12 protein-coding genes are annotated in these 13023 nt (G+C 69.8%); 6 read left to right on the forward strand and 6 right to left on the reverse strand.

The features are described 5' to 3' along the window. Positions 1–74: 74 nt before the first annotated feature. Together ACWGKS_RS20090 and ACWGKS_RS20095 are read right to left on the reverse strand one after the other, a co-directional pair. Positions 75–1277, reverse strand: a complete 1203-nt coding sequence (locus ACWGKS_RS20090) for a coiled-coil domain-containing protein (protein WP_358505166.1) — start codon at positions 1275–1277, stop codon at positions 75–77. 151 nt (positions 1278–1428) lie between these two features. Continuing rightward, positions 1429–1971: a GNAT family N-acetyltransferase gene (locus tag ACWGKS_RS20095; protein ID WP_358505164.1), complete on the reverse strand. Its 543-nt coding sequence runs from the start codon at positions 1969–1971 to the stop codon at positions 1429–1431. A gap of 311 nt (positions 1972–2282) precedes the next feature. Here ACWGKS_RS20095 and ACWGKS_RS20100 point away from each other — a divergent pair, with 311 nt between their 5' ends. Then, positions 2283–3212 carry a LysR family transcriptional regulator gene (locus tag ACWGKS_RS20100; protein ID WP_358505160.1) on the forward strand — a complete coding sequence of 310 codons (930 nt, stop codon included), beginning with the start codon at positions 2283–2285 and terminating at the stop codon, positions 3210–3212. A gap of 34 nt (positions 3213–3246) precedes the next feature. Here ACWGKS_RS20100 and ACWGKS_RS20105 read toward each other — a convergent pair whose 3' ends face one another. Further along, positions 3247–4182: a LysR family transcriptional regulator gene (locus ACWGKS_RS20105; protein ID WP_358505156.1), complete on the reverse strand. Its 936-nt coding sequence runs from the start codon at positions 4180–4182 to the stop codon at positions 3247–3249. Between the two features lie 71 nt (positions 4183–4253). Here ACWGKS_RS20105 and ACWGKS_RS20110 point away from each other — a divergent pair, with 71 nt between their 5' ends. Beyond that, positions 4254–5297: an EamA family transporter gene (locus ACWGKS_RS20110; protein ID WP_358505153.1), complete on the forward strand. Its 1044-nt coding sequence runs from the start codon at positions 4254–4256 to the stop codon at positions 5295–5297. Here the strand turns inward: ACWGKS_RS20110 and ACWGKS_RS20115 are convergent. Further along, positions 5294–5626, reverse strand: coding sequence for a winged helix-turn-helix domain-containing protein (locus ACWGKS_RS20115; protein WP_358505150.1), 333 nt, complete (start codon positions 5624–5626; stop codon positions 5294–5296). The genes ACWGKS_RS20110 and ACWGKS_RS20115 overlap by 4 nt on opposite strands. Then, a complete protein-coding gene (locus tag ACWGKS_RS20120) occupies positions 5623–6072 on the reverse strand; it encodes a hypothetical protein (protein WP_358505147.1) in 450 nt (149 codons plus the stop codon). The genes ACWGKS_RS20115 and ACWGKS_RS20120 overlap by 4 nt, the downstream gene beginning before the upstream one ends. 129 nt (positions 6073–6201) lie before the next feature. Here ACWGKS_RS20120 and ACWGKS_RS20125 point away from each other — a divergent pair, with 129 nt between their 5' ends. The 3 genes from ACWGKS_RS20125 (at position 6202) to ACWGKS_RS20135 (ending at position 9832) form a co-directional block, all read left to right on the forward strand. Continuing rightward, positions 6202–8004, forward strand: coding sequence for a mediator of RNA polymerase II transcription subunit 21 (locus ACWGKS_RS20125; protein WP_358505144.1), 1803 nt, complete (start codon positions 6202–6204; stop codon positions 8002–8004). A 47-nt stretch (positions 8005–8051) separates the two neighbouring features. Further along, on the forward strand, positions 8052–8699 hold the full coding sequence (locus tag ACWGKS_RS20130; RefSeq protein WP_358505141.1) for an alpha-ketoglutarate-dependent dioxygenase AlkB family protein: 648 nt from the start codon (positions 8052–8054) through the stop codon (positions 8697–8699). Positions 8700–8776: 77 nt separating this feature from the next. Beyond that, positions 8777–9832, forward strand: coding sequence for a magnesium and cobalt transport protein CorA (locus tag ACWGKS_RS20135; protein WP_358505138.1), 1056 nt, complete (start codon positions 8777–8779; stop codon positions 9830–9832). A gap of 16 nt (positions 9833–9848) precedes the next feature. On the opposite strand, the gene ACWGKS_RS20140 is transcribed toward ACWGKS_RS20135, so the two are convergent. Continuing rightward, positions 9849–11387, reverse strand: a complete 1539-nt coding sequence (locus ACWGKS_RS20140; RefSeq protein ID WP_452523504.1) for a hypothetical protein — start codon at positions 11385–11387, stop codon at positions 9849–9851. Positions 11388–11592: 205 nt separating this feature from the next. Here ACWGKS_RS20140 and ACWGKS_RS20145 point away from each other — a divergent pair, with 205 nt between their 5' ends. Then, positions 11593–13005: a GH1 family beta-glucosidase gene (locus ACWGKS_RS20145; protein ID WP_358505132.1), complete on the forward strand. Its 1413-nt coding sequence runs from the start codon at positions 11593–11595 to the stop codon at positions 13003–13005. The last annotated feature ends 18 nt before the right edge of the window (positions 13006–13023 follow it).

A 13023-nucleotide genomic window follows, 5' to 3' on the forward strand; every position in this document is an offset into this window, starting at 1 on the left:
AGATCTCGCACGGCCACCATCCTAAGCCGAATAAAAGGTGCAAAAGGGGACGTAAGTCATATGAGGGGGTGGGCTCAGGCGGATCCCGCCTCCTCGCGAGCGCGCTCCCTCAGGGAATCGAGTTCCGACTCGGCCCGCTCGGCCCGCTCCAAGGCGAGGTCACGAGCCTCCTCGGCCACCGACAGCCGTGCCGTCCCGGCCTCGCGCGCCTCGTTCAAGGTCAGCTCGGAGTTGCGGCGCTGGGACTCCGACTCCGCGGCCAGACGTTCGCGTTCGGCGTTCGCCCGTTCCAACTCCGCGGTCAGGCGCGCCCGCTCGGCCTCGGCGGCCGCGCGGTCCGACTCCGACCGCTGATGGGCACGCTCCAACTCGGTGTCGAACCGGGACCGCTCCGCCTCCAGGTCCCGAGTGGCCCGGTGGGTCCGATCCTCGGCGGCCTCGGCGCGGGCGCGGGCCTCCCGCGCGGCCAGATCGGCCTCCTCACGCAACCGGGACTGTTCGTTGAGCTCGGCCCGTGCCCGCTCGAACTCGCCACGTGAGCGGTCCAGACGCAGCGCGGCCTCGGTGCGCTCACGCTCCAGGTCGGCGCGGGCGCGTTCGACGGTGTCGGCGATCCGACGCTCGGCGGCGGCCAACCCGGCGTTGGCCTCGGCCACGGCCGCGTCGCGCTCCAGCCCCGCGGCCCGGGCGGACTCCGCCGACCGGTCGCGCTCGGCCTCGGCGGCGTCCCTACGACCCAAGGCGTCCTCGGCCATGCGCTCGGCGTCCTGGGTGTCGGCCACCGCCGCGGCGGTGGCCTCCTCGGCGGCCCGCCTGGCCGCCTCGGCCTCGCGGCGACGGTTCTCCGCCTCCAACCGTGCGGAGTCGGCCTCCGAGACCCTGCGCGCGGACTCCAGACGGGCCGCCTCCACCTGGGCCTCGGCTGCCGCGGGGTCGGACATCGTCGTGAAGGCCTCGGTGGCCGCGGTCAGGGTCGCTCCGAGCTGTTCGGTCTGCACGGCGAAGCGGGTGAGCAGGTCGTCGGCGCGCAGCCGCGCGGCGGTCACGGGCTCGGCGGCCTGCGGGGTGGTGGCGGGAGCGTGTTCGCGCTGTTCGGCGAGGGCCTCGCTCTGGGCGTTCTCCGCCTCCTGGGCCAGCCGCTGGCGTTCTTTCCAGGCCCGCCACCGCGTGTGTTCGGGCAGGTCGCAGTATTGCGGCGGACGTCCGGGGGCGGTGCCGCGAGGGACCGGTCGGGTACAGCCGGGAAAGACACAGGTGTTCGAGTCGGAGGAGGCCACGGGGCGAGCGTAGCGTCTTCGGCCTTCGAGCCGCCGGGGTGTGTCGCCGGGGTCCGACACGGGGAAGCCCCCGCGCGGGACGTGGGTATGACCGCGCGGGGGCCGGTTCGAGTCGCCGACCCGAAGGGGAGGCCGGCCAGGTGACCTTTGGTCAGTCGTGGGCGCCGAAGCCGTCGACGCGGCACACCATGGTGGTGACGAAGGGCCGAAAACCCTCCTGCTCCAGGAACCGGATGTCCTCGGAGGCGGTGGCCATCGCGGAGAATTCGATGTCCCGCACGTTCATGGCGGCCAGCTGTCGGCGGACCTCCTCCAGGAGCTTGGAGCCCACCCCGGTGCCGGTGTACTCGGGGTCGATGGCGAAGGTCTGCACGACCGCGACCTGTGCGCCCCGGTCCCAGCTGCCCTGCGCGTTCTCGCGGAGGGTCACCATCGCGTACCCGGCCAGGTCGCCCTCGTTCTCGGCGAGGATCGCCATGGTGTCGGGATCGGACATCCAGGACAGGTACTGGGCGCGACGCCGACGCCAGGACTCGTCCAGGCTCACGGCGCTGATGATGTCCTCCAGGTGCGGGGCGGTCACCGTGTGCTGCTGGTGGAGTGCGCCCCACAGGTCCGCGAGCTCCTCCACCTCGTGGGCGCCGAGGTAGCGAAAACCGAGAACACCGATGTTGTTCGGTCGAGGTTTGGTCATCAGCGAATTTTGCATTTTCTTCTCACCCGTTCCACCAGCTTGGGCACTGGAAGCCTGGAAGCCGCCCGATGCGGATTCGTGGTTGAGCTGTGAGTCTGACTGTACGTGCCGGTAATGGAAGGGGAAGGCGCGACACGTGGAAAAACCACGCGCGGCATCGCTAATCGAGAAAAAATACGAATCTTTCCTATGGAGGTATTGCGGGAGTGTGGCGTGTTCGGTGGGGTCGTGTGCAGCGAATCACCCGCAAAGAACCCATGATCGGATCGAAATCACATCGAAACCTTAGGGCCCTGCCATAAATTGGGTTCATGATCGATGTCCGACGTTTGCAGCTCCTCCAGGCCCTCGACCACCACCGCACGGTGGCCGCCACCGCGGAGGCGCTCAGCGTCACACCTTCGGCCGTCTCCCAACAGTTGGCCGCCCTGGCCAAGGAGACCGGTGTCCCGATGGTGGAACGCCAGGGCCGGCGCTTCCTGCTCACCGGGGCCGCGCGCGTGCTGCTCAAGCGGGCGCACGTGATCTTCGCGGAGATGGAACGCGCCACCGCCGACCTCGCCGAGTACTCCGACGGGGACCGCGGCGTCGTTCGCGTCGGCTCCTTCTCCACCGCCATCAGCGACCTGGTCGCGCCCGCACTGGCTCGACTGCGCGACAGCCACCCCGGGTGGAGCTTCGAGGTCGTGCAGGCCGAGCCCGAGGAGAGCGCCGAGATGGTGCGCTCGGGCCGCCTGGACGTGGCCGTCACCATGTCCTCCAGCCACCTGCCGTCCGCGGGGGACCCGGACTTTCGCACCGACCGGGTGATGGTCGAGCTCTTCGACGCGATCCTGCCCTACCAACACCCCCTGGCCACCCGCACCAGCCTCCACCTGGCCGATGACCTGGCCGACGAGGGCTGGATCCTGTCCGGGCCGGGCACCGCCTGGCACGCCTGCGTGACCGCCGCCGCCAACCAGGCCGGATTCCAGCCGCACGTGCTGCACACCGTCGACGACTTCAGCGCCGTGTTCTCCATGGTCCAGGCGGGTCTGGGCGTCGCCCTGATGCCCCGTCTGGCCTGGACGGGTCTCAACCACCCACAGATCGTCGTGCGCGGGGTGCGCGAGACCGCACGCCGGCACATCATCGTGCTCTCCCGGGCCGGGGCCACCCCCGAACCCCTGCTCGCCGCGGTCCGTGAGGCCGCGAGCAAGGTGCCGGTGCCCTCGGTGGGCCCCTTCGCGATCGCGGGCTGACCCGGCGGGCCCACCCCTTCCCCGACCCTCCTGATCACTCCGCCGTCGTGGACCACGGCAACGGTGGAACGTCGTCGAGTACGTCCTCGGCGGATTGGTGCAGATAGGCGGCGACCACCCGGATCGGTCGCCAGGACCAGCCGCCGGTACGCCCGGCCAGGTACACCTGTCGCACCCCGCCCAACTCGCCGAGGGGTGCGTGGGCCACCCCGCGCCGGGTGGCCGTCGACAGTCGGGGCACCACGCCCACGCCCAGCCCGGTGGCCACCAACTCCTCGAACAGCTCCAGGGTGTCGATCCGGTGCACAATCCGCGGAGTGAACCCCGCGTCGGCGCACATCCGGTGCACCAGGGCCTCCTCGTCTCCCCGGTAGGGGCTGGCGATCCAGGCCGCGTCGGCCAACTCACGCAGGCGCCGACGGGTGAGGGTGCGGCTGTCCGCCCCAAGAGAGGGCTGGGACAACAGCAGCCCCTCCGTTCCCACCGGATGCACCGTCAGCGTCCCCGGGAAACGTCGGGGGAGAAGACTGTACTGGTACACCACCCCCAGATCCGCCTCGCCATCCTGCAACAGCGCCAGCGCCTGCTCCGATTCGTACTCGGTCAGGTGGATGTCGATCCCCGGGTGATCACGGCTCAACCGGCGTAGCGCGGGCAGCACGATCGGCGCCGCCGAGGTGTACATGACCAGGTCGACGCGGCCCACCGGGTCGCCCTCACCGGCGAACTCGGCCCGGGCCGCCTCCACCCGGGCGAGGATGTGCACCGCGTGTTCGGCGAGCCTGCGCCCGGCCGGGGTGAGCCGTACCCGGCGTCCGTCGGGGGCGAGCAGGTCCACCCCCGCCTCCTTCTCCAGAACGGCGAGGTGCTTGGAGACCGCCGAGGTGCTCATGCCTGTGACCTCGGACACGGCCGCCATGGTGCCGAGCCGGTCCAGTTCCACGAGGAGACGCAGACGCGTGAAATCCATCCACCGAAACTACATGGTCCATCAACCATGAGTTCGTGGACAGAAACGAAGAGCTTGGATCGAATGATCGGGTGATCCGCTCATTCCTCCCCTCATTCAGCCCTGCCCGCTTCCGGGTCCCGGCTCCGCTGATGCTGCTCATCGGCATGTTCACGCTGCACACCGGCAGCGCGCTCGCCGTCACCGCGTTCGAGCACGCCGGGCCCGCCACGGTCACCTGGCTCCGCCTCAGTTGGGCCGCGGTACTGCTGCTGGCGATCGGTGGTCGCCCTCTGTGGCGGGCCGTGCGCGCTGCGACCCGGCGTGAGCTGGGTGCCGTGGTGATCCTGGGCACAGCGAGCGCGGGGATGATGATGTTCTACTCCGAGGCGACGGCGCGGATCGAGCTGGGCACCGCCACCTCCATCGAGTTCCTCGGAACCCTCGTGGTGGCCGTGGCCGCGATGCGCAGACGTCGCGAACTCGTGTGGATCGTCGCCGCCGTCGTCGGCGTGGTGTGCCTGACCCGTCCCTGGCACGGCGACCTCGACCTGGTCGGTGTCGGTTTCGCGCTCGCCGGCGCGGTCTGCGTGGTCGGCTACATCATCCTCACCCAGAAGGTCGGCGCGGGCTTCGGCGCCGTCCATGGGCTGACCCTGTCGATGGTGGTCGGCGCGCTGGTCACCGCCCCGCTGGGCGCCCCGGCCGTGATCGCCGAACCGAACCTCGAACTGATCGGGTTCACCCTGCTCATCGCCCTGCTGTTCCCGATGGTGCCGTTCCTGCTGGAGATGATCGCCCTGCAGCGGATGAGTCGGACCGGCTACAGCACCTTCTCCAGTCTGGAGCCGGCCGTGGCCCTGGTGATGGGCATGATCGTCATCGGTCAGGCGCCGGTCACCGTCCAGCTGGTGGGTATGGGGTTGGTGGTGATCGCCGGTATCGGTGCGGCGCGCGGGGACCGTGGTTCCAGGCCGGCCGTCCCAGAGAAGAAGGTGGTGCGCGAGCGCCGGGTCCGAACGGGTCCGGGGGTGAAGGACGGCGCCTCCGGGCCGCACACCCCCGCACACGCCGAGGTCCTCGATCCTGAAGGGTTCGAGGACCGGGAGCCGGTGCGCGGGGTCACCGCGGCCTAATCGCCTTCTCGATCGTCCTTGGACGGGGGGAACGTCATCCCGTCGGCGATGTCGCGCAGCGCCCGCACGTGCTGGTCGAACGCCCTGCGCCCCTGCGAGGTCAGCGTGAGCGAGGTGCGGGTACGCCGACCCACCCGGAACTTGCTCACCGCGACGTACTCGGCGTCCTCCAGAGTGGATATCTGCTTGGACAACACCGAGTCGCTGACCTCCACCAGGTCGCGTAGGACGCGGAACTCGATGGTGTCGGCCGAGGCCAGTGCGGCCACGACGGAGAAGCGGACGGGGGAGTGGATGACCTCGTCCAGTCGAACGCGTGGATGGTTCACTTCGTGTTCCTGCTGCGACGCAGGGCGATCAGTCCGGTGACCGTGGTCGGCAGGGCGCTCAGCACCGCCATCGGGGCCCACCAGAGCAGGTCTCCGGGGAAGACGTACATGCCCACGAACAGGGCGACGCCGTAGATCACGCCCCAGGCGGCGATGCCCCACGCGTGCAGTGGGCCGTACCCCAGGGGCTTGACCGGCTGTCGCGCCGAGTAGACGCTCAGCAGGCAGATGATCGTCACCGCCACCACACTGGCCACCAGCGATCCGACCGCGGAGTTGGTGATGCCCAAGGACAGCACCAGTCCCAGGCTCACCATCCCGTAGGCGATTCCGTAGAACGCGTACCAACCGCCCATGGGGCGGACCCTCTCGTTCAAGTTCTGGGCCTGTTCCAGTGCGTCCCAGGCATCTTCCCTGCGCATGTGCACGCCTTCCGTGGTCGTCATGTTTCTATGTTGGCATTGACTTTCCAGTCTGGCAAGTAATTTCCACGAAGAAACCTACCGGGGCATGGCACGTCCCACGTTCCCGAGAAGCACGCGCCCGGCGCCGAATGCACTAACTTGGTGCGAATCATGGCCGAGACAACTGACCTCGAACTCCTGCGTGCCCACGAACCGGTTCTCGTGTGCACCAAGGGCGAACTCTTCTTCCCCACCGACGTGGACGCCTACGTCCGCAACTGCAGCCTCTGGATCGAGGAACCCGGCGGACGCGAGAGCGTCATCGTCCCCGTCGGAGAGCTCACCCTCGATCGCCTCGCGCAGGCCGAGGAGGAATGGCCGCGCCGGCACAAGCACCTGCGCTTCGTCCAAGAGGAGACCCTGCGCGAGGAAGCCCGACGCTTCAAGGGCATCGCGCGCTCGGTCATCCCCAAGAGCGGCCGTCTGGCCGCCGTGGGCGTGCTCGGCCGCGTCCTCGACATCCTGATGAAGCTGTCCCTGCTCATCCGCGGCGCGGTCCCCGGCGGAGTCACCTTCGCCGCCGTCACACGTTTCCGTGAGCGGGTCGACAACGGGGGCGCCACCTACTACGGGCGCGTCACCCGCGAGGGCGGCTACACCATCCTCCAGTACTGGTTCTTCTACGCGATGAACGACTGGCGCACCATCTACGGCGGGGTCAACGACCACGAGGCCGACTGGGAACGCGTCACCATCTACGTCGTGGAGAACCCCGACGGCACCACTCGTCCGGTCTGGGTCGGCGCCTCCTCGCACGAGTACCACGGCGACGATCTGCGCCGTTCCTGGCAGGACCCGGACCTGCACCGGGACGGGGACCATCCGATGGTCTACGTCGGCGCCGGCTCCCACTCCCACCAGATGCTGCCCGGCGACTACCTCATCCAGGTCGACCCGGCGATCCTGCGCGGCCTGGTCCGATTCTGGCGACGATTCACCAGCCGCCTCTTCCGAGCCGACAGCGCCATCAACCGGCACGGCATCGGAGTGCCCTTCGTCGACTACGCCCGTGGTGACGGCGAACGTCTGGGCCCCGGAGGGGACCGGGAGTGGAACGCCGTCCTCATCGACGACGAGACCTCCTGGGTCAAGGGCTTCCGCGGCCTGTGGGGGCGCGACACCGGCGACTTCTTCGACGGCGAGCGAGCCCCCAGCGGGCCCCGCTACGAACGCGACGGCACCATCCGCCGCTCCTGGGCCGACCCCCTGGCCTGGGTGGGGCTGCAGAAGGTCGCCCCCACCGAGTCCGCCGCCCGCGCCGAACTACGCGCCCATGTGCGGACCCTTGAGGGGAACGTGCGTGCCCACGACGCCGACATCCTTCGTCGCCGTGACGAACTGCGCCGGCTGGAGGCCGCGCGCCTGGTCCTGCGTCGAGAAGCCCAGTCCCGAGCCCTCGCCCACGAGTACCAGGAGCGGATCGAGGACCTGGAGGAGGAACTCGCGGAGGTCTACGAAAAGCGCGTCCTGACCGCGGACGAACGCGACACCCACCTGCGTGCCCTGGAAAGCGCCATCCCGCTGGTGCCCACGCCGACCGGGCACCTCAAGGCCCCGCACATGCCCTACGCCTCGGGGGAGCAGCAGTCCACCCGCTTCCTGTACCTGTGGGTGGCCCTGAGTACCCCGCTGCTGCTGATCTCGCTGGCGCTGACCCTGTTCCTGCTCGACGGTCAGATGACCCTGTGGGCGATGCTCGGCGTCGTGCTGTTGTTCGCCGCCATCGACTCCGTGGCCCGCCGCAGGTTCGTCCAGTACCTCACCGGGGTGGCCGCCCTGATCGTGATCACCGCGGTCCTACTGGGGGTGGTGATGGCCTTCGTCGCCGACTGGCGCATCGCCGTCACCGTCCCCATCGGCCTCATCGTCGTGGTGCTGTTGATCGTCAACATCCGCGACCTCGTCCGACGCTGAAGCCGAGCCCCGTGCGAGGCACGCCCGCACGGGGCACAATGGGGTCCATGGACGACGCCCTGTTCGGCTCCCCACCGGTGCACGTGGCGCCCGGAGCGGTCCACCTGCCCGGGAGGATCCCCCTGGACTCCCAACGCGAACTGCTCGAACGCTGCCGGGAGTGGTCGCGCGGACCCGCCGGGATGCGACGGCACGTCATGCCGCGCGGCGGGATGATGAGCGTCGCGATGGTCTCGTTGGGATGGCACTGGAAACCGTATTCCTACAGCCGCTCCCTGCCCGATGGGACCCCGGTTCGGCCCTTCCCCGACCTGCTGGGCGACCTGGCGCGAAGCGCGGTCGGGGAGGCCTATGGAGCGCCCCACGAGGGCGACCCCTACGACGTCGCGCTGGTCAACTTCTACGACGCCGACGCCCGCATGGGCATGCACCAGGACCGCGACGAACTCTCCCGCGCCCCCGTGGTGTCGGCCAGCCTCGGCGACACCTGTGTGTTCCGCTTCGGCAACACCGAGAGCCGCAACCGGCCCTACACCGACGTCGAACTGCGCAGCGGCGACCTGTTCGTCTTCGGTGGCCCCTCCCGGATGGCCTACCACGGGGTGCCCCGGGTGCGTCCCGGCACCGCCGATCCCGCGCTCGGCCTGCGTGGACGGCTCAACATCACCGTCCGGGCTTCCGGGATCGGCGACTGATCGGAGCGTGTCCTCCTGGCCGAAGGTCCCCGCCTTGGCCAGGATCGGGCGTGGGGAGAACCGAAGGAGGCCGACCCATGACCGAATCCGCGCCCGAGCGCATCATGGCCCTGGGCAGGAAGGACGCCGTCCTGCCCGTCGACGCGCCGTCCGGGGAACGCCGGATCCTCCTGTACCGGGAGGGGGAGCCAACGCGTGAGGTCGACGGCTTCACCGAGGTCGACGAGGCGATCGCCGCGGATCCCGCCACCGTGGCCTGGGTCGCGCTGAGCGAACCCAACCGCGAGCAGGTGGAGGAGGTCGCCGACCACTTCGACCTGCCCCACCTGGCGGTGGAGGACGCGATCGTGGCCCACCAACGGCCCAAGATCGAGACCTATGGAGACACCCTGTTCGTGGCCCTGCGCCCGACGGTCTACGACGAGGACCAAGAGAGATTGCAGGTCGGTGAACTCCATGTCTTCGGCGCCCCCTCCCTCGTGGTCACCCTCCGCCACGGGGTCGGGCCGGACCTGGAGCGGATCCGCGCCCGCCTGACGGAACACGCGGACCTGAGGGAGCGGGGCGCGCTCGGGATCGTCTACGCCGTCCTGGACCGCGTGGTCGACGACTACGCGCCCGCGGTCGCCGGACTCCAGGAGGACGTGGACGAGGTGGAGAACCAGGTCTTCAGCGAGGAGAAGGGTGTCTCACGGCGTATCTACCGCCTGATGCGCGAGGTCATCATCCTGCAACGGGCCGTGGATCCGCTCGGCGAGGTCCTGGACGAACTCACCGAGCGCTGGGAGCGATCGAAGGGGGAAACGCAAGGTGGACTGATCACCTACCTGCGCGACGTCGCCGACCACGTGTCCGCGATCCGCGAACGCGTGGACGGCTTCCGTCAACTCCTGCAGGACATCATGGCGGTGGAGAGCAGTCTCGTGGACCAGGCCCAGAACGAGGTGATGAGGAAGGTCTCCTCCTGGGGCGGCATCCTGGTGGTGCCCACGCTCATCTCCTCGGTCTACGGGATGAACATCGCCCCCCAGCCGGGCTTCCACTGGTTGTTCACCTGGCCGCTGACCTTGGCCGCCATGGCCATGGTCAGTCTCGTCCTGTACCTGATCTTCAGGCGCAACGGCTGGTTGTAGGGCCCGGGGGACGCACTCACGGGTTGAGCAGGCGGCGGATCTCCTTGAGGTCCTCGCCGGCCATGGCCTGGTTCCGCTCGGCCTCGGCCTGGTTCTCGTGCCACTCACGGACCGCCTTCTCGACCTGCTCGTTGATCCGGCGCAGCTCATGGGAGCGGACCTGCTCGGTATTCTCCCGTTCCTTGGTGGTGGAGCGGTAGGCCAGCCCGATGCCGCCCAGAGCGACCAGCGTCAGGAACCATAGGAAACCGTGCATCGTCAGCAGGGACAGGATCAGCAGCACGCCGGCCGTGGCCATCGTGATCCACAGCATGCTGCGGGAGTCGCTGCCGGGGGTGGCCGCGACCTCGGCCTTCTTTCGGGCCTGCTCCAGCTGTCCGCGGTCCGCTCCGGAGGCGGTGATGGTGACGGAGGTGCCCCGCAGCGTCACGCTGGTCCGGTCGGGCGCGGACTCGGTGGCCCGGGCTGCCAGCTCCTCGGCCCCCTCCAGCACGGCGCCGCGTTGCAACACCAGGGCGAAGGTCCGACGGTGCGGGGGCGCCTTCTCGGAGACCAGGTCGCGCTGGAGCAGGGTGCCGACCTCCTCGACGTTCTCGCCCCAGGAGGGCAGGACGATCTCTTCGCCGGATCCCTCGATCACCGCGCGCAGTCGGTTGGCCTCGGCGAGCAGGGGTGCCTCCTCCGGGCTGCCCTCCTCCACCAACAGGCGCAGGGTCTGCAGGAGGAAGTCGGCGCTGTCCTGGTCCGGCGCGAGCACCTCGGTGGGGCTGTCCTCCGCGCTGAGCGTGGTGACGCGGGTGACACGTTCGCGCACCTCGGACAGGCGGCGGGCCGCACCGGAACGCGCGGCGAGTCCGCTTTCGGATCGGGGCCCGCGGCCGGAGGGCGTGGTGGCGAACCAGGCCTCCACCTTCGGTGCTCGGACTCCCTGGGCCGACCAGTGGCGCAGGCTGGACAGCAGTAGTCGTTCGCGGGCGTCCTCGCCGAGGGAACCGTCGGCGCTCAGCAACCACAGGGCGCGCTGGCCGCGGGTGAGCCGGGTGCCCGGTACCGGGAGGTGGGGGAGGAGGTCGGCGGCCGTGTTCTCGCCGAGGGCGCGGGCGTGTTCGGCGCTGGTGAGCGCGGCGGCCAGGGCGCTGAAGCTGCGGGCGCGCTCGGGGTCGATCGCGGCGGCCTCGTCGAAGCGGACCCGTGCCCGGGCGAGGTCGCCGACGAGCAGGCAGTGCAGGCCTCGGGCCGCCGGGGCCAGCCAGTAGCCGGGCACGTCGTCGAGTTCGAGGCTTCTCGGCACGGAGCCGTCGATCATCTGCAGGGTGCGGTGCCGGGCGATGGCGGCGCCGTCGAACATGGTGAGGGTGACGCGCAGGTCGCTGAGTTCGATGAAGGCGTCCAGGGTGGCGGAGACCCGATCCAGTCGTTGTTCCAGGCCGCCCTTGAGCCGTCCCAGCTCCGAGCGCATGCGGCTGCGCTCACGGGCCATCTGTGAGTGTGCGCTGTCGAGACTCTCCTGTAGGTCACGGATGCGCACGTTCTGCGAGTAGTCGGTCCAACTCATGCCTTCGCCCTTTCTACGGCGCGCGGGGGACGCGGCGCGCTGGAGGTTGTGACGGTGCCGGGTCCGATCCGGTTCGGCGCGGTAGGTCTCGTCTCGGTAGCCTTTTCGACGTCACCCTGCGTGTTCGATCGAACGCGCGGTGGTGGTTGATCTTCGGGGTCGCGTGGATCACAATTGGGAGCGCTCCCAAAGGAGGGTGAACCCTATGGCCGGCCCGTACTCCCAGGCAGACCCCGTGCTTCCCGCAGAACTCCTCTTCGGCACCGCCACTGCCGCCTACCAGGTCGAAGGCGCCGCCGACGAAGGCGGTCGAGGTCCCTCGATCTGGGACACCTACTGCCGCACCCCCGGACGCGTCGCCCGAGGTGAGAGCGGCGACGTGGCCTGCGACCACTACCACCGCTATGGCGAGGACGTCGCCCTGCTCGCCGAACTGGGTGTGGACCTGTACCGCTTCTCGGTCTCCTGGCCGCGCGTGCAACCCACCGGTAGCGGCCGCCCCAACCCCGAGGGGCTCGCCTTCTACGACCGGCTGGTCGACACGATCCTGGGCGCCGGCATCGAACCCGTGCTCACGCTCTACCACTGGGACCTTCCCCAGGCCCTGGAGGACGAGGGAGGCTGGCGGGTCCGCGACACCGCGCACCGCTTCGCCGAGTACACCGCGATCGTCGCCGAACGCCTCGGCGACCGCGTCAACCGGTGGATCACCCTCAACGAACCCTTCTGTTCGGCGTTCGTCGGGCACGCCATCGGGCGCCACGCCCCCGGCACCAAGGAGGGCGCGCCCGCCCTGGCCGCGGCCCACCACCTGCTCCTGGCCCACGGCATGGCCGTCGGTGAACTGCGGGCCGCCGCCGCGGGGGAGGTCGGCATCACCCTCAACCCCGACCACCTGGTGCCCGCCACCGACTCCGCGGCCGACCACGCCGCGGTGGAGCGGGCTCGGACCCTGCACAACCGCACCTGGTTCGACCCCATCTTCACCGGTGCCTACCCCGACAACGAGAAGGAGGTGTGGGGCGCGCTCGCCGAGGGCGCCCACCGCGTCGAGGGCGACCTGGAGACCATCGGGCAGCCCCTGGACTTCCTCGGGATCAACTTCTACCGACCGATCATGCTGCGCGACGCCCCGCACGTCGAACCCGACCCGACCCGACGCACCGCCGTCGACATCGGTGTGGAACAGGTCCCCTACGAGGGCGTCCGACACACCACCATGGGCTGGCCGGTGGTGCCCGAGAGCTTCACCGACCTGCTCGTCGACCTGGACCGCCGCTACCCGGGCCTGCCGCCCATCCTCATCACCGAGAACGGATCGGCCGAACCCGACGCCCCCGACGACACCGGCCATGTGCGCGACACCGACCGCGTCGACTACCTGCGCGACCACCTGGCGGCGCTGGGCCGCGCCATCGAGGCCGGGGTGGACGTGCGCGGGTACTTCGTGTGGTCGTTGCTGGACAACTTCGAATGGGCCTATGGATACGACCGCCGGTTCGGACTGGTGCGGGTCGACTACGACCGGCTGGAGCGCCACCCCAAGGACAGCTTCCACTGGTACCGCGACTACCTGACCGCCCACCGGGCCGCGCGCGCGAAAGCCGACGGTGCCTGACCGGAACCCCGTTCCACA

The organism is Nocardiopsis sp. NPDC055879 (genome assembly GCF_053615935.1).

Excerpts from the sequence above, each read along its gene's own strand:
- ACWGKS_RS20125 (WP_358505144.1), top strand. The coding sequence starts at position 6,202 with ATGGCCGAGACAACTGACCTCGAACTCCTGCGTGCCCACGAACCGGTT.
- ACWGKS_RS20100 (WP_358505160.1), top strand. The coding sequence starts at position 2,283 with ATGATCGATGTCCGACGTTTGCAGCTCCTCCAGGCCCTCGACCACCAC.
- ACWGKS_RS20120 (WP_358505147.1), bottom strand. The coding sequence starts at position 6,072 with ATGACGACCACGGAAGGCGTGCACATGCGCAGGGAAGATGCCTGGGAC.
- ACWGKS_RS20130 (WP_358505141.1), top strand. The coding sequence starts at position 8,052 with ATGGACGACGCCCTGTTCGGCTCCCCACCGGTGCACGTGGCGCCCGGA.
- ACWGKS_RS20140 (WP_452523504.1), bottom strand. The coding sequence starts at position 11,387 with ATGAGTTGGACCGACTACTCGCAGAACGTGCGCATCCGTGACCTACAG.
- ACWGKS_RS20105 (WP_358505156.1), bottom strand. The coding sequence starts at position 4,182 with ATGGATTTCACGCGTCTGCGTCTCCTCGTGGAACTGGACCGGCTCGGC.
- ACWGKS_RS20095 (WP_358505164.1), bottom strand. The coding sequence starts at position 1,971 with ATGACCAAACCTCGACCGAACAACATCGGTGTTCTCGGTTTTCGCTAC.
- ACWGKS_RS20135 (WP_358505138.1), top strand. The coding sequence starts at position 8,777 with ATGACCGAATCCGCGCCCGAGCGCATCATGGCCCTGGGCAGGAAGGAC.
- ACWGKS_RS20145 (WP_358505132.1), top strand. The coding sequence starts at position 11,593 with ATGGCCGGCCCGTACTCCCAGGCAGACCCCGTGCTTCCCGCAGAACTC.